Origin of the sequence: Gelidibacter salicanalis (assembly GCF_007997285.1) — a bacterium.
Taxonomy (GTDB): domain Bacteria; phylum Bacteroidota; class Bacteroidia; order Flavobacteriales; family Flavobacteriaceae; genus Gelidibacter; species Gelidibacter salicanalis.
Genome location: NZ_VORX01000006.1, coordinates 121,268 through 137,688 on the forward strand (window position 1 = coordinate 121,268; position 16,421 = coordinate 137,688).

Genomic DNA, 16,421 nt, shown 5'->3' on the forward strand with positions numbered 1-16,421 from the left:
GAATTCAAATAATTCAACGTTTATAAATTTTAGAATATTTCAGACAGTAAAGCACTGTTAATAGTGTTTTGAAAAGTGTTTTCAAGGCTAGTCTGAAATAATAGTTGTATTTTCATACGCTTAATTTACTATTTAAAACCACTACAAATGAAAAGACTTTTTTTGGGCGCATTCCTTTTATGCGCTACACTAACCGTAACGGCACAAGAGAAAAATGCAGTTATTGAGAACATGATTAAAGAAGCTACTGAAAATTCCCAGTTGGAGCATTTAGGGCACGAATTATTAGATGTTATCGGTCCACGATTGGTGGGTACACCAGAAATGAAACAAGCTCATGATTGGGCTGTTGCAACATACGAAAAATGGGGAATTCCTGCAGAAAATCAGCAATATGGCGAGTGGAAAGCTTGGCAACGTGGCATTAGCCATATTGATATGGTATCACCACGTGTTCAAAGTTTGAACGGGATGCAATTGGCATGGAGCCCAAGTACAGGCCCTAAAGGTGTAACTGCTGAGGTTATTACGCTTCCAACGGTAAAAGATTCAATGGCATTTAAAAACTGGTTAAAAAATGCCAAAGGTAAATTCGTCATGATTTCAGAATACCAAATCACTGGACGTCCGGACTATAACTGGGAAGAGTTTGCAACGCCAGAATCATTTGAGAAAATGAAAAAGGATCGCGATTCATTATCTAGTGAATTTAGAGAAAATATGAGGAGAACAGGCTACAATTCTCGTACGATCATTGAAGCTTTGGAAAGTGCAGGTGCTGTAGGTATTGTGTCTTCCAATTGGTCTAAAGGCTTTGGAGCGAATAAAATATTCTCTTCAAGAACCAAAAAAATTCCAACGATTGATTTAGAATTGGAAGATTATGGAATGTTGTATCGTTTGGTAGAATATGGCGATAAACCACAGATTAAAGTGGTGGCAGAGTCTAAGGATTTAGGCGTAGCACCAACATTTAATACAGTAGCTCAAATAAAGGGAACCGAAAAACCAGATGAATACGTGATTCTTTCTGCACATTTTGATTCTTGGGATGGTGCTACCGGAGCCACGGATAACGGAACCGGTACTATTGTAATGATGGAGGCTATGCGTTTGTTAAAAAAGTTTTATCCTAACCCAAAACGCACCATCTTGGTAGGACATTGGGGTAGTGAGGAGCAAGGTTTAAATGGCTCCCGCGCATTTGTTGAAGATCATCCTGAAATGATTAAAAACATTCAAGCAGTATTCAATCAGGATAACGGTACAGGACGTGTCGTAACCATGAATGGCGCTGGATTTTTACATTCCTATGACTACTTAACCCGTTGGTTGAGTGCAGCTCCCAAAGAAATCACCAAACATATTGAAACGAGTTTCCCTGGGTCTCCAAGCGGTGGTGGTTCAGACAACGCCTCTTTTGTTGCGGCTGGCGCACCGGCGTTTAACTTGAGCTCTTTAAACTGGTCGTATTGGAATTATACTTGGCACACCAACAGAGATACTTATGATAAAATTGTGTTTGACGACGTGAGAAGCAACGCTATTTTAACAGCTATTTTAGCGTATATGGCGAGTGAGGATGATGCCAAAGTGTCTACTGAAAGAATCATCTTGCCGGTAAGTGACCGTACAGGAAAGCAATTAGAATGGCCAACCCAACGTTCTCCAGAGCGTAAAGGTGGATTGGATTAATTCTTTAAATCCTATAAAAAAAACCTTCAGCAGCAATGTTGAAGGTTTTTTATTTTCTAAATTTCCAATTTTATTTCTAACAGCGCAGCAGTCTTAATTTTAATAACGCAACGGTCTTAATATTATTCAGAAATCCCAAATGCTGATCTCACTTTCTCTACATAATCTAATCTCTCCCAAGTAAACAACTCGACATCAAGTGTAACTGATTCGCCATTGAACTGTTCAAAGGTTTTAGAAACCGTTTCATTAATGCGTCCCATATGTCCATAGGCAGCAGTTTCGCTGTACATTGGTTGACGAAGTTTTAAACGTTTTTCAATTGCAGCAGGTCGCATGTCAAAGATTTCTGTTATTTTTTCAGCAATTTCGCCATCTGTTAAATTAAACGGACAGGTACCATACGTATCAACATAAATGGAGGTCGGTTTTACAACGCCTATAGCGTAACTCACCTGAACCAAAATTTCGTCACACAAACCGGCAGCCACTAAGTTTTTTGCAATATGTCGTGTAGCATATGCGCCACTGCGGTCTACCTTACTAGGATCTTTACCGCTAAAAGCCCCACCACCGTGAGCACCTTTACCACCGTAAGTGTCCACAATGATTTTTCGGCCTGTTAATCCCGTATCGCCGTGTGGCCCACCAATCACAAATTTTCCAGTAGGGTTGATATGGTAAGTGATATCATCGTTAAATAATACCTGAATATGTTCAGGAAGACCTGCCACAACTCTAGGGATCAAAATTTCAACCATGTCTTTGCGGATTTTCTCCAACATTTTTGTTTCGGCCGCATCAACATCCGATTTTGCGGAAGATTTTGGCTTTAAAAAATCGTCATGCTGCGTCGATAGTACAATCGCATCAATACGCTGCGGCACGTTGTCATCACTATATTCAATAGTAACCTGACTCTTAGAATCCGGGCGCAAATACGTAATGTCTTTTTCCTCTCTGCGCAGGGCAGCCAATTCAATCATCAACCGATGCGATAGATCCAATGCCAAAGGCATGTAATTATCCGTTTCGTTGGTGGCATAACCAAACATCATCCCTTGGTCTCCTGCACCTTGCTCTTCTTTGTTTGCCCTGTCCACACCTCTGTTGATGTCTTCAGACTGCTCATGGATGGCGGAAAATACGCCACAAGAATTGCCATCAAACATATAGGCACCTTTCGTGTACCCAATTTTATTGATGGTATCTCTAGCTATCTTTTGAACGTCTATGTACGTGTTAGACCTTACTTCTCCTGCCAGCACAACTTGTCCGGTGGTGACCAAGGTTTCACAAGCTACTTTTGAGTCTTTGTCAAAAGCTAAAAAATTATCGATGAGAGCATCACTAATTTGATCTGCTACTTTATCAGGGTGTCCTTCAGAAACGCTCTCTGAGGTGAATAAATACGCCATATCCTTTTGTTTATTATAGGATTACGGAAGATTTGACGTTGCGCGTCGAAGGAAGTTTGCACTGCCTTTAGCATTTTTCATCCCCTACTTGATAGGGAATCTCGTCCTCGGATGTTCCGATTCAGAAGAGGTTGCAATCAGTCAAATCTTTCCTCTTAATTAATATAAGGCAAAAGTAAAAAAATTAAACGGATGGCAAATCCTTTTAAATCTATTTCATTTAAAATTAACTTATAATTTTATTTTCGGATCAATAAAATATGTTGTAACCCTTAGTTAATATGGGCTTAGTGGGTTGTTTTTATCTTGCGATATGAGGCCGCTTTTAAAATTAAATCCTAAATAATTTGGAATTGTAACATTTGTGTTGCAATATTTGTGCTCACAAAGTTCAAAACTTATTGAAGTGTTATCAAGAAAGGCGGAGGGATTAGACCCGATGAAGCCTTAGCAACCCTCTAGCAATGGAGAAGGTGCTAAATTCTACTTAATTGCTGATTCATTTATCGGCTAATTGGATAGATAACTAAACATAATTACTCATCTGTAATTATAATTTTCTTTTTAACATTTTTCTATTTGGTACGTCAGTGATGACGCATTTGGCTTTTGTTTTAATTCATTTATTAACTCAAAAAACTAGAAAAATGAGTACACACAAATTCGCAACCCAAGCGTTGCACGCCGGACACGATGTTCAAGCAAATGGAGGCACCAGAGCTGTGCCAATTTACCAATCTACAGCCTATGTTTTTAAAGATTCTGACCATGCTGCAAACTTATTTGCCTTGGCAGAACCGGGAAACATCTACACAAGAATCAACAATCCTACCAACGACATTTTAGAGCAGCGTTTAGCAGCACTAGATGGTGGAATTGCAGCCGTGGTAACCGCTTCTGGTACTGCAGCAATTGCTACAACTTTATTAACTTTGTTAAGAGCTGGAGATCATATTGTAGCCTCCAGTAGCCTTTACGGTGGAACTTACAATTTATTAAGCGTTACGTTGCCAAGACACGGCATCACTACAACATTTGTAGATCCTTCCGATCCTGAAAATTTTGATAAAGCCGTTCAGGAAAACACGAGAGTTGTATTTATTGAGTCTTTAGGAAATCCGAAATTGGATGTCTTAGATATCAAAGGCATTTCAAAAGCCGCAAAAGCGCATAAAATTCCATTAATTGTAGACAATACGATTGCTACTTCATATTTGGTAAAACCCATTGAACATGGCGCCAATATTGTCATTCATTCCTTAACAAAATACGTTAATGGTAATGGTACCGCTCTTGGGGGTGCTATTATTGACGCGGGAACATTTGATTGGACAAATGGAAAATTCCCAGAGTTTACGGAGCCTTCTGCAGGATATCACGGTTTGGTGTATGCTGATGTATTAAAAGAAGCGTCATTTATTGCTAAAGTACGTATTGAAGGGTTGCGCGATTATGGTTCAGCTTTGAGTCCGTTTAATGCGTTTCAAATTATTCAAGGATTGGAAACCTTAGAGCTCCGTATCAAACAACACAGTAAAAGTGCGTTAGCATTAGCCAAATGGTTGCAAGATCAAAAAGAAGTGACCTGGGTAAATTATCCTGGACTTGACAGCAGTCCGTATAAAGCTTTGGCAGACAAATATTTGCCTGAAGGACAAAGCGGCCTGGTTACATTTGGCGTTATTGGTGGTTATGAATCGGCCAAAACCATAGCTGATAAAACTCAATTATTCTCTTTATTAGCAAATATTGGCGACACGAAATCGCTGATCATTCACCCAGCAAGTACCACGCATCAACAATTATCTGATGAGGCTCAGAAAACTACAGGAACGACTAAAGACTTAATCCGCTTGTCTGTTGGTTTGGAGCATATTGATGATTTAAAAGCCGATTTGAAACACGCCTTCTCACTAATTAAAGCAAAGGCAGAAGCTTAATACTTATTTAAAAGCAAGTCTGCTATTGTAAAGCAGACTTGCTTTTTGTAATATACCTAATATGTGTTTTATGATTCCACTGAATTTTCTAAAAATTAAAAAGTACACCACTGAAAATGGCACTGACGTAGACATTCAATTGTCCTATGAGCTATTCGGTCAGCCGTTGCATGAAGCACAAATTGTATTGGTTAATCATGCGTTGACTGGTAATAGTAATGTGGCGGGCGAAGGTGGTTGGTGGTTAGATGTGATTGGTCCTGAAAAAGTGATTGATACCAACGTCTATACAATTTTATCATTTAATATCCCAGGAAATGGTTATGACGGCTTCGTAATTGACAATTATAAAGATTTTGTAGCGCGGGATATTGCTAAATTATTCTTGGAAGGCCTAAAACAGCTCAAAATCTCTAAATTGTTTGCTTTAATTGGAGGTTCGTTAGGTGGAGGAATTGCTTGGGAAATGGCGTTCCTAGCGCCAACATTGGCCGAGCATCTCATTCCTGTCGCAACCGATTGGAAGTCTACCGACTGGCTTATTGCCAATTGCCAGATTCAAGAGCAGTTTTTAGTCAATTCCAGCAATCCTGTGCACGATGCTCGGATGCACGCCATGTTGTGCTACAGAACTCCTAAGTCATTTAAAGAGCGGTTTCAACGCAGTAAAAATGACGACTTGGAAATCTTTAATGTGGAAAGTTGGTTGTTGCACCACGGCAATAAATTGCAGGAACGTTTTCAATTGTCAGCCTATAAGCTGATGAACCAGTTGTTAAAAACCATTGACGTGACTAAAAACAATGGTAATAATCCTGATATTTTGAACGCCATCCATTCAAACATCACCATTGTTGGTGTAGATTCTGATTTATTCTTTACGGCTGAAGAAAATAGGGAAACTCAAAAGCAACTCGCCCTAACCCATCCCAATGTCACCTATAGCGAAATCAATTCAGACCACGGGCACGACGCTTTTTTAATAGAATTTGAACAATTGGAAAAAATTATTGAGCCCATATTTAGGCCAAATACAGCACATAAGAAAATGAAAATATTAAAATTTGGAGGAAGATCCTTGGCCAATGGTGAAGGTTTAAAACATACCCTAGCCATCATAAAAAATAAAGTAACAGCTCAAGATAAGATAGCCGTGGTAGTGTCAGCACGTGGTAACGCTACTGATGACTTGGAACAGATTTTATCACAAGCATCACGGCGCGAGGATTATCAAGCAGAATTTGATGCCTTCAAAACGTATCAAACGGAACCTTTGCCAACAATAGATTTTAAAGAGGAATTTACAGCTTTAGAGAATATTTTTCACGGCGTCAGACTTTTAGGCGATTATAGCAATAAAATAAAAGCGGAAGTTTTGGCCTATGGTGAGCTCCTTTCGGCAAAGTTGATTACGGCCTTGTTAAGGAACAACAACATTAATGCGAATGCCACAAATGCCGCATTGCTCATTAAAACAGACGATGATTTCCTTAATGCCCAACCTAATCAAAAGCAATCCCGTGAGAATGTTTTGGCGCATTTTAAAAATTTCAATGGTACAACAGTGAATATTGTCACTGGTTTTATAGGTTCGAACTCCAAAAACGAAATCACCCTATTGGGTAGGAATGGCAGCAATTATTCGGCATCCTTGTTGGCAAATTATCTCGATGCCGAAGAGCTTCAAAATTATACACATGTTAACGGAATTTACACGGCAAATCCTGATCTGGTGCCTGATGCTCAAAAAATAAGAGAATTGTCATTTTCAGAAGCCAATGAGTTGGCCAATTTTGGAACTACGGTATTGCACGCTAAAACCATCATTCCATTGTTGGAAAAGAATATCAAACTTCGAATTTTAAATACTTTTAACTCAGATGATGAAGGCACGTTGATCTCGGCGAAAGCAAATTCTAAAGAAGTGACGTCCTTATCTGTCTTGGATAATGTGGCCCTATTGAATTTAGAAGGACGCGGCTTGCTCGGAAAGGTAGGTGTGGATGCACGAATATTCAAAGCATTGAGCCAACATAATATCAGTGTCAGTATTGTTTCACAAGGATCTTCTGAGCGGGGCATTGGTTTGGTAATTGATGCGGATAAAGCCACTCAGGCCGTTATTGCCTTGGAACGTGAGTTTGAAAATGATTTCTATTCTCAAGATGTCAATAAAATTGAGGTCATTGATGATGTGTCGGTAATTTCCATAATTGGGATTGAATTGGGGTCGTTTCATAAACCGTTCAATGCATTAATTAAAAACCAAATCACGCCATTATTGTTTAACAACACTGTAACGGGTAGAAACGTGAGTTTGGTAGTGCGGAAAAAACAATTACACAAAGCGGTTAATGTTATTCATGGCGAAGTTTTTGGAGTTTCCAAGAAAATCAATATTGCCATATTCGGACATGGTGGGGTTGGTGGAGCACTGATCAATCAAATTTTAAAATCAAAACAGGATATTGAAAAACGAAAAGGCATCAATTTAAATGTTTTTGCCATTGCCAATTCCAAGCATGTGCTTCTCAATAAAAAAGGCGCTGATGAAAATTGGAAACAGTCGCTAGCGAACACATCAGAAAGCTATACGGTACAAGATATTATTGACTTTGCAAAAACACACCATCTCGAGAATCTTATTGCTGTAGATAATACGGCAAGTTCAGAGTTTTATAATAATTACATTCCGTTGGTGGAGGCCGGATTTGATTTGGTGTCTTCTAATAAAATCGCCAATACGATTTCTCATGATTTCTATACAGAACTTAGAGAAAATTTGGAGCAGAATAAAAAGAATTATTTATACGAAACTACGGTTGGTGCTGGATTACCTTTGATTGATACTATTAAATTACTACACGAATCAGGTGAGAATATTACCCGTATTAGAGGAGTGTTCTCAGGAACCTTGAGCTATTTGTTTAATAATTTCTCCGTTAAAGATCAACCGTTTAGCACGATAATTCAGGAAACTATTGATAAAGGCTTTACAGAACCAGATCCAAGGGAGGATTTCTCAGGAAATGACGTGGCCAGAAAATTGTTGATATTGGCAAGAGAACTCGATTTGCAAAATGAGTTTACGGATATTTCTGTAGAAAATCTGATTCCTGAAGCCTATAGAGATATTACTACCGCAAAGTTTTTAGAGCAATTGGAGGTATTGGACGAGAAGTTCCAGACGATAAAGGTTGAACAAAAGGAAGGTCATGTGTTGCGTTATGTAGGCGACTTATCCGGTGACCTTACAAAAGATAAAGGACGTCTTGAAGTCAAATTGGTGTCCGTTCCATTGGATAGCACGTTGGGGCATATTAAGGGCTCCGATGCTATTTTTGAAATTTTTACAGAATCTTACGGCGAGCAACCTATCGTTATTCAGGGGGCAGGAGCAGGAGCAGAAGTGACTGCTAGAGGAGTCTTTGGAGATATTTTGAGATTGTCAAAACACATAAATTAACATCCTGTCCCTCGAGCGCAGTCGAGAGGTTAACCTAGAGATCTCGACTGCGCTCGATCTGACCAATAGAATCATATGATGAGTAGAGAACATAAATTCGAAACCGACGCTATTAGAACTCAAATGGAACGTTCAGAATTTCTGGAACATTCCACACCGTTACATTTAACATCAAGCTTTATTTTTGAAGATGCTGAAGACATGCGAGCGTCATTTGCTGAAGAAAAAGAGCGAAATATATATAGCCGTTTTACCAATCCGAACACGTCAGAATTTGTAGATAAAATGTGTAAGTTGGAAGGTGCAGAAAGTGGCTATGCGTTTGCAACGGGAATGGCCGCTGTGTTTTCAACCTTTGCCGCTTTGTTAAACGCAGGAGATCACATTGTGTCAGCGCGGAGTATTTTTGGATCTACCCATACCTTGTTCACCAAGTTTCTACCCAAATGGAATATAGAAACCAGTTATTTTAAGGTGGATGAAGTTGACAACATTGAAAGTTTGATTCAGCCCAACACCAAGATATTATATGTGGAAAGTCCCACAAACCCAGCCGTTGATATTCTCGATTTAGAGGTGTTGGGAAACATCGCTAAGAAGCACAATTTAATCTTCGTTATTGACAATTGCTTTGCGACTCCTTATTTGCAAAATCCGATTAAGTTTGGCGCTGATTTAGTGATTCATTCCGCCACGAAATTGATTGATGGTCAGGGGCGTGTGTTAGGGGGCGTTACTGTAGGACGGGCTGATTTGATGCGAGAAATCTATCTCTTTTCCAGAAATACAGGGCCTGCCTTATCGCCGTTTAACGCTTGGATTCTTTCTAAAAGCTTAGAGACGTTGGGTGTAAGAGTGGATAGACACTGTGAAAATGCGCTCAAGGTGGCCGAGTTTTTAGAAATGCATAGTAAAGTAGCCTTAGTGAAATACCCATTTTTAAAATCGCATCCGCAGTATGAGTTGGCCAAAAAGCAAATGAAACAAGGTGGTAATGTTGTAGCGTTTGAAGTTAAAGGAGGCATAGAGGCAGGACGGCAATTTTTAAATCAATTAAAAATGCTCTCACTATCGGCTAACCTAGGCGATACGCGTTCTATAGCCACGCATCCGGCAAGTACCACGCATAGTAAATTGAGCGAAGCGGACCGTTTGGAAGTTGGCATTTCTGACGGATTGGTTCGAATTTCGGTGGGCTTAGAACATGTGGATGATATTATTGCTGACTTGAAACAGGCATTAGAATATGTTTAAAAAAAGTATCTTTGCGGGATGCTTTCAAAAAAGACGAAATACGGGATAAAGGCACTCACCTATCTAGCCAAGCAGGAGACAGGCGTTCCAGTATCAATTGCGACCATTTCTGAAATGGAAAATATTTCTCTTAAATTTTTAGAAAGCATTCTGCTAACGCTTCGTAAAAGTGGATTATTAGGCTCTAAAAAAGGTAAAGCAGGCGGTTACTACCTGCTTAAAGATCCAAAAGATGTTAAAATGACCATGGTCATGAGAGTGTTGGAAGGACCTATTGCTATGGTGTCTTGTGTGAGTTTAAATTATTACGAAAAGTGCGCGGACTGTCCGGATGAGACAGCATGTGCCGTACATCATCTGATGATTCGGGTACGGGATAGTAACCTAAAAATATACGGAGAAACCTCTTTAGCCGACTTGATCAGTTATTAAATCCGCAAAAAAAACCTATTATTTTTATTGATTTCAGGTTGCCCTTTTTAAAAATAATATTTAGGTTTGCATATTACCCTACTAATTCTATAGGAGTAAAGTGAAATAATAAAATAGTTATCATAATGGACACGATTTTTGAATCTGATATAAGACAAGAACAAAGCGAGACTACCACAAGTTCGGGTGTGGAAACCAAAGAAAATATCAAACGAACCATATTAAAAACCATTAGTTGGCGCGTTGTAGGAACATTGGCTACCGTGGTCATTTCCTATGTTATAACCGGGACATTAGCCTTGGCATTTTCAATAGGAGCAATAGAGCTGGTCTCAAAAATGGCCTTATACTTTTTTCATGAACGTGCGTGGAATACTATAAAATGGGGGAAATAATGAACATAAATATAGAACAGATCAATTCGGAATTACGGACTAAAACGCCGTCGGAAATCATCCAATGGGCAATTGACTTTGCCAAGAAACCGGTGGTAACAACCAATTTCAGGCCTTATGAAGTTGCTATTTTGCACGCTATCAACACCGTTAAAGCGGACTTGAAAGTGATCTGGTGTGATACGGGTTACAATACACCGCAAACTTATAAGCATGCTGAAATAATTATCAAACAACTGGATTTAAATATTCATTTGTACGTCCCGAAACAGACCACTGCCCATCGTGATATCGTATTAGGAATTCCTCATGTTGATGATCCAAAACATAAACTTTTTACGGAGCAGGTAAAACTTGAGCCTTTTAAAAGGGCAATGGCGGAGCACCAGCCTGATTTGTGGTTCACAAATTTGCGCAAAGGCCAAACGGCTTTTAGAAATAGTATTGACATTGTCTCTCAAGGCGCTGACGGAATTATAAAGGTGAGTCCATTTTACTATTGGTCAGATGAAGAACTTGATGCGTACTTAAATGAACATAATCTACCTAATGAGTTCAAATATTTTGATCCAACAAAGCAACTAGAGAATAGAGAATGTGGCTTACATGCCTAAAAAAATAGACTTATGATAAAAGATACCTCAAAAGTTAACCCGTTAGAAAATGAAGCTATTTATATTATTAGAGAAGTAGCTGCACAATTTGAAAAACCCGTCCTATTATTTTCTGGGGGGAAGGACTCCATTACTTTGGTGAGATTGGCGCAAAAAGCCTTTTATCCTGCAAAAATACCGTTCCCCTTAATGCACATTGATACCGGTCATAACTTTCCGGAAACCATCGCATTTAGAGATCGACTTGTTAAAGAGTTGGGCTTGGAATTAATTGTGAGAAATGTACAGGATTCTATTGATGAAGGAAAAGTTAAAGAGGAATCAGGCAGATATTCCAGTAGAAACAGTCTCCAAACCACAACGCTTTTAGATGCTATTGAAGAATTTAAATTTGATGCGTGTATTGGAGGTGCTAGAAGAGATGAAGAAAAAGCAAGGGCTAAAGAACGTATTTTTTCTGTAAGGGACGATTTTGGACAATGGGACGAAAAAAATCAGCGTCCAGAATTATTTGATATGTTGAATGGTCAAATTCATTTGGGACAAAATGTACGCGTGTTTCCTATTTCTAACTGGACAGAATTGGATGTCTGGTCTTATATTGAAAGAGAAAACATTGAAATTCCGTCCATCTATTTTGCCCATACTAGAGAAACATTTCTAAGAGATGGATTGATTTGGTCTTCAGATGACGATGTGGTTTACAGAGATGAAAATGAAGTGGTTGAAGAACGATTGGTACGCTTTAGAACGGTTGGAGATATGAGTTGCACCGCGGCAGTGCTCTCAGATGCAGCAGATATTGCTTCTGTAGTACAGGAAATCAGAGATTCCACCATTTCAGAACGTGGTGCGCGAATTGACGATAAACGCTCAGAAGCCGCCATGGAAAAACGCAAACAACAAGGGTACTTCTAAATATAAGTAATTAGTACAAAGTATTGAGTACTAAGAGTATCATCGCATTATAATAAACATATAAGTATAACCAAGGTAAATTCTTAATTCTACCTACTTAATACTTAATACTAAATAAAAATGGAAGTTTTAAAAATAGCAACAGCAGGAAGTGTAGATGACGGGAAAAGCACTTTAATAGGAAGAATTCTCTACGATACAAAATCATTAACGAGTGATAAGCTCGAAGCCATAGAAAAAACTAGTAAACAAAAAGGTTACGATTATCTTGATTTTTCGTTGGCTACGGATGGATTAGTAGCGGAAAGAGAACAGGGCATCACCATTGATGTGGCACACATTTATTTCTCAACTCAAACCAAAAGTTATATCATAGCAGATACCCCTGGTCATGTAGAATATACAAGAAATATGGTTACAGGCGCGTCTACTTCACAAGCGGCCATCATTTTAATTGATGCCAGAAAAGGCGTTATTGAGCAAACCAACCGTCATTTTTTTATCAATAATTTATTGCGGGTCAAAGAGGTAATCGTGGCGATCAATAAAATGGATTTAGTCGATTTTTCTGAAGACATCTATAACAAGATCAAAGCTGATTTTGAAACCTTGATGGAGAAACGTGATTATCAGGATCAGAACATCACTTTCATTCCAGTAAGTGCGTTAAAAGGTGATAATGTCGTGCATATATCCAAAAACACGCCATGGTACAAAGGACAAACCTTATTAGAGCATTTTGAGCTGTTAGATACTGAAGATGTTTATAATGTAGGGACTCCAAGATTTCCTGTGCAATATGTCATCAGGCCCAAAACAGAAGAATTCCATGATTTTAGGGGTTATGCGGGCAAAGTATATGGCGGTGAATTAAGTGTTGGAGACGTGGTGGTTGCTTTACCATCACAAACCAAGTCAAAAATAAAAGAGATTTACCTGTATGACCAATCTTACCAAACGGCTTCCAGACGCTCTTCAGTAACCATCACTTTAGAAGATGATATCAATGTGAGTAGAGGGGATATGTTGGTAAAAGTTGACGACTTACCAACTATTGACAAACAGTTTACCGCGACCATTTCATGGATGGATTCGCAACATTTAGTTACGGGAAATAAATATGTATTACAACACGGCGTGAATAAGGTTTTGGCAAAGGTAGATGCCATCCACCATAAGATTCATCCAGACTATTCAGGCATTGAAGAACATATAAGTGCCTTAGGGATGAATGATATTGCCTCTGTCACATTTAAGTTGAATAAGACCATCTTTTTCGACCCTTTCAAAAACCATAGAACCAACGGCTCGTTTATTTTAATCGATTCACAATCCAATAATACCGTTGGTGCGGGCTTTATACAATAAGAATCATGCAAACGTTCAGATCAGAAATAGAAAACCCAATTGTCGAAAAGGACATTATCGATTTAGCCCATAAGATTGAGCTCTTCAAATATGGCAAGATTGATGACGATCAATTTAGAAGTGTGCGTTTGGCACGCGGTATTTATGGGCAAAGACAACCGGGGGTGCAAATGGTGCGCATCAAGTTGCCCTACGGAAAAGTATTGAGTCAACAATTAAAACGGATTGCGGATGTTTCTGACGAATATTCCCGCGGACGATTACATATCACAACACGGCAGGACATTCAAATTCATTATGTGGATGTTGACAGAACGCCAGAACTTTGGTCGGAATTAGAAAAAGATGCGATGACCATCCGCGAAGCCTGTGGCAATACCGTTAGAAATGTTACGGCAAGCGAAACGGCAGGGATTGATATCAACGAACCTTTTGATGTCTCGCCTTATGCTGATGCAGTATTTCGATTCTTTTTGCGAAATCCTATTTGTCAAGAAATGGGACGAAAATTCAAGGTGTCCTTCTCGGCATCCGTTGAAGATTCTGGCTTGTCATACATGCACGATTTAGGGTTTATAGCAAAAACTGAACATGGTGTCAGAGGTTTTAAAGTGATGTTGGGTGGCGGCTTGGGCTCGCAACCTCGACTTGCAGATGTGCTTTATGAATTTTTGCCATCGGATAGAATTATTCCATTGATGGAAGGCGTGTTACGAGTGTTTGACCGTCATGGCGAACGTAAAAGCCGCGCTAAGGCCCGGATGAAATTCCTCATTAATGCTATTGGATTAGAAGAGTTTAAGCGCTTGGTTGATGAAGAACAAGAGGCAATTGCGCAAACGACTATTCCTATTGATGTTAAAGATTATCCAATTTCAGTACCAGTCGACATTGAAACGCCTAAAGTAGTCCTCAAAAATAAAGAGGCTTTTGATCTGTGGAAATCAACCAACATCATTCCTCAAAAGCAGGAAGGCTATGTGGCTATAGGCATAAAAGTCTTGTTGGGCGATTTCTATACGGATAAAGCACGTTTGTTGGCTGATTTGGTTGAGACCTATGCCGCAGGAGAAATCCGATTGACCTTACGTCAAAATATTCTTATTCCGTTTGTGAAAGAAGACTTGTTGCCCTACTTCTATCAGGAATTAGATAAACTCGGTTTTACGGAAGTGGGCTATAATAAAGCGGTTGATATTACGGCATGTCCCGGCACAGATACGTGTAATTTAGGAATTGCCAGTAGTACAGGCATTGCGGAAGAATTGGAGCGTGTCATTAAAAGCGAGTATCCACACTATGTCAATAATAATGATTTGGTCATTAAAATCAGCGGATGTATGAACGCTTGTGGTCAACACAATATGGCCAATATTGGGTTTCAGGGAATGTCTGTAAGAACTCCAGACAAACTCGTAGCGCCTGCACTTCAGGTGTTGCTTGGCGGCGGAAATTTAGGGAACGGGAAAGGCGTATATGCAGACAAAGTGGTGAAAATTCCGAGTAAAAGAGGACCAGAGGCTTTACGCCGAATTTTGAATGATTTTGAAGCTAATGCCAATGGTCAATCTTTCTTAGACTATTATATAGCCCAAGGCGAAAAGTATTTTTATAATCTTTTAACCAACTTGTCTGACGTGACCAATTTATCTCAGGACGATTTTATTGATTGGGGTACCAATGAAGCTTATGTAAAGGCCATTGGAATTGGCGAATGTGCTGGTGTAATGATTGATTTGATAGCCACCTTGTTTTTGGAAAGTGAAGAAAAAATTGATAGGGCCAATGAAGCTTTAGGTCATAAAGTATATTCTAACGCCATCTATTTTGGGTATAGTGCGATGGTAAATACGGCAAAAGCGCTCCTAATTTCTGAGGACATCACTACAAATACCCAAGCCGGAATTATCAGTCAGTTTGATGAAGTGTTTATAGACTCCAAGAAAATAAATTTGGAAACGTCTTTTTCAGAAGTCATCTATCAAATTAAAGAAAACGCACCAACAGAAGCATTCGCTAAGGCATATATTAAAAACGCATCGGTGTTTTTAGCCACAGCAAGAGCTTATAGAGCGAAGAAACAATCTATTGCAATTTAAAAACCAATCTGTGAAGTTTTCAAAGCTTTGTAGGTTTCAAAAAACAAAAAAATGAAAACTCCAAAATTAACAGTCGTTGGTGCAGGGCCAGGAGATCCAGAACTCATCACTTTAAAAGCTATAAAAGCGATTGCATCTGCTGATGTTATTTTATATGATGCCTTAATCAATGTGGCTTTATTAGACTATGCGTCGCCACACGCAGAACTTATTTTTGTAGGCAAACGCAAAGGATGTTATGCCTATCAGCAAGATCAAATTAACGATTTGATTGTGGCACGGGCAAAATCTCACGGACACGTACTCCGATTAAAAGGAGGAGATCCTTTTATATTTGGTCGTGGTGCAGAAGAAATTGATGTTGCGCATCAACATGGGATAGAAACGTATGTAGTGCCAGGCATTTCATCAGCTTTAGCTGTTCCTGCCTACCAGGGCATTCCATTGACAAAACGGGGTGCTTCTGAAAGTTTTTGGGTCATTACCGGTACCACAAAATCTCATCAATTGTCTAATGACGTGAAACTTGCTGCCCAATCTAAAGCAACGGTCGTCATCTTAATGGGCATGGGTAAGTTGTCTGAAATTGTGGCTGTATTTTCATCTGAAGGAAAAGAGCACACTCCTGTTGCCATCATTCAAAATGGGACCACTAAAGATGAAAAATTTGGTGTTGGTACGGTAGCGACTATATGTGATGTTGTCAAAAAACAAAACCTTGCCAACCCCGCAATTATTGTTATTGGCGAAGTGGTTAACCAACGGGTCCAACTCGATTCGGCATTAACAGACCTAAACCATCAACTCCTAACGGCATAAACC

At 39.2% G+C, this 16,421-nt stretch carries 12 protein-coding genes and 1 riboswitch; of the genes, 11 read left to right on the forward strand and 1 reads right to left on the reverse strand.

Translation table 11 applies throughout. From position 1 onward, the window contains the following. Positions 1-147 precede the first annotated feature (147 nt). Positions 148-1,695 (forward strand): M20/M25/M40 family metallo-hydrolase, encoded by a 1,548-nt coding sequence (locus tag ES711_RS12775; RefSeq protein ID WP_146893694.1) that lies wholly within the window; start codon positions 148-150, stop codon positions 1,693-1,695. A gap of 122 nt (positions 1,696-1,817) precedes the next feature. Here ES711_RS12775 and metK read toward each other — a convergent pair whose 3' ends face one another. Beyond that, positions 1,818-3,113 carry a methionine adenosyltransferase gene (metK, locus tag ES711_RS12780; protein ID WP_146893695.1) on the reverse strand — a complete coding sequence of 432 codons (1,296 nt, stop codon included), beginning with the start codon at positions 3,111-3,113 and terminating at the stop codon, positions 1,818-1,820. Positions 3,114-3,519: 406 nt separating this feature from the next. Next, positions 3,520-3,642, forward strand: a riboswitch (SAM riboswitch). A 118-nt stretch (positions 3,643-3,760) separates the two neighbouring features. Here metK and ES711_RS12785 point away from each other — a divergent pair. The 10 genes from ES711_RS12785 (at position 3,761) to cobA (ending at position 16,418) form a co-directional block, all read left to right on the forward strand. Beyond that, positions 3,761-5,053 carry an O-acetylhomoserine aminocarboxypropyltransferase/cysteine synthase family protein gene (locus tag ES711_RS12785; protein ID WP_146893696.1) on the forward strand — a complete coding sequence of 431 codons (1,293 nt, stop codon included), beginning with the start codon at positions 3,761-3,763 and terminating at the stop codon, positions 5,051-5,053. Between the two features lie 70 nt (positions 5,054-5,123). Continuing rightward, positions 5,124-8,519, forward strand: coding sequence for a bifunctional aspartate kinase/homoserine dehydrogenase I (gene thrA / locus ES711_RS12790; RefSeq protein ID WP_146893697.1), 3,396 nt, complete (start codon positions 5,124-5,126; stop codon positions 8,517-8,519). 78 nt (positions 8,520-8,597) lie between these two features. After that, positions 8,598-9,773, forward strand: coding sequence for a trans-sulfuration enzyme family protein (locus tag ES711_RS12795; protein ID WP_146893777.1), 1,176 nt, complete (start codon positions 8,598-8,600; stop codon positions 9,771-9,773). Between the two features lie 18 nt (positions 9,774-9,791). Further along, positions 9,792-10,205 (forward strand): RrF2 family transcriptional regulator, encoded by a 414-nt coding sequence (locus ES711_RS12800; protein WP_146893698.1) that lies wholly within the window; start codon positions 9,792-9,794, stop codon positions 10,203-10,205. A gap of 125 nt (positions 10,206-10,330) precedes the next feature. Further along, the gene (locus ES711_RS12805; protein WP_146893699.1) at positions 10,331-10,600 is read left to right on the forward strand and encodes a DUF2061 domain-containing protein; all 270 of its coding nucleotides are present in this window, start codon (positions 10,331-10,333) and stop codon (positions 10,598-10,600) included. After that, positions 10,600-11,214: a phosphoadenosine phosphosulfate reductase domain-containing protein gene (locus tag ES711_RS12810; RefSeq protein ID WP_211363075.1), complete on the forward strand. Its 615-nt coding sequence runs from the start codon at positions 10,600-10,602 to the stop codon at positions 11,212-11,214. The genes ES711_RS12805 and ES711_RS12810 overlap by 1 nt, the downstream gene beginning before the upstream one ends. A gap of 12 nt (positions 11,215-11,226) precedes the next feature. Beyond that, positions 11,227-12,132, forward strand: coding sequence for a sulfate adenylyltransferase subunit CysD (gene cysD / locus ES711_RS12815; RefSeq protein ID WP_146893700.1), 906 nt, complete (start codon positions 11,227-11,229; stop codon positions 12,130-12,132). 120 nt (positions 12,133-12,252) lie between these two features. Next, positions 12,253-13,500, forward strand: a complete 1,248-nt coding sequence (locus tag ES711_RS12820) for a sulfate adenylyltransferase subunit 1 (RefSeq protein WP_146893701.1) — start codon at positions 12,253-12,255, stop codon at positions 13,498-13,500. A gap of 5 nt (positions 13,501-13,505) precedes the next feature. Beyond that, positions 13,506-15,599, forward strand: coding sequence for a HEPN domain-containing protein (locus ES711_RS12825; protein WP_146893702.1), 2,094 nt, complete (start codon positions 13,506-13,508; stop codon positions 15,597-15,599). Between the two features lie 51 nt (positions 15,600-15,650). Continuing rightward, a complete protein-coding gene (cobA, locus tag ES711_RS12830; protein ID WP_146893703.1) occupies positions 15,651-16,418 on the forward strand; it encodes a uroporphyrinogen-III C-methyltransferase in 768 nt (255 codons plus the stop codon). Positions 16,419-16,421 lie beyond the last annotated feature (3 nt).

Bases quoted from the DNA above. Each gene is read 5' to 3' on its own strand.
- ES711_RS12775 (WP_146893694.1), top strand. From the start codon at position 148: ATGAAAAGACTTTTTTTGGGCGCATTCCTTTTATGCGCTACACTAACC.
- metK (WP_146893695.1), bottom strand. From the start codon at position 3,113: ATGGCGTATTTATTCACCTCAGAGAGCGTTTCTGAAGGACACCCTGAT.
- ES711_RS12785 (WP_146893696.1), top strand. From the start codon at position 3,761: ATGAGTACACACAAATTCGCAACCCAAGCGTTGCACGCCGGACACGAT.
- thrA (WP_146893697.1), top strand. From the start codon at position 5,124: ATGATTCCACTGAATTTTCTAAAAATTAAAAAGTACACCACTGAAAAT.
- ES711_RS12795 (WP_146893777.1), top strand. From the start codon at position 8,598: ATGAGTAGAGAACATAAATTCGAAACCGACGCTATTAGAACTCAAATG.
- ES711_RS12800 (WP_146893698.1), top strand. From the start codon at position 9,792: ATGCTTTCAAAAAAGACGAAATACGGGATAAAGGCACTCACCTATCTA.
- ES711_RS12805 (WP_146893699.1), top strand. From the start codon at position 10,331: ATGGACACGATTTTTGAATCTGATATAAGACAAGAACAAAGCGAGACT.
- ES711_RS12810 (WP_211363075.1), top strand. From the start codon at position 10,600: ATGAACATAAATATAGAACAGATCAATTCGGAATTACGGACTAAAACG.
- cysD (WP_146893700.1), top strand. From the start codon at position 11,227: ATGATAAAAGATACCTCAAAAGTTAACCCGTTAGAAAATGAAGCTATT.
- ES711_RS12820 (WP_146893701.1), top strand. From the start codon at position 12,253: ATGGAAGTTTTAAAAATAGCAACAGCAGGAAGTGTAGATGACGGGAAA.
- ES711_RS12825 (WP_146893702.1), top strand. From the start codon at position 13,506: ATGCAAACGTTCAGATCAGAAATAGAAAACCCAATTGTCGAAAAGGAC.
- cobA (WP_146893703.1), top strand. From the start codon at position 15,651: ATGAAAACTCCAAAATTAACAGTCGTTGGTGCAGGGCCAGGAGATCCA.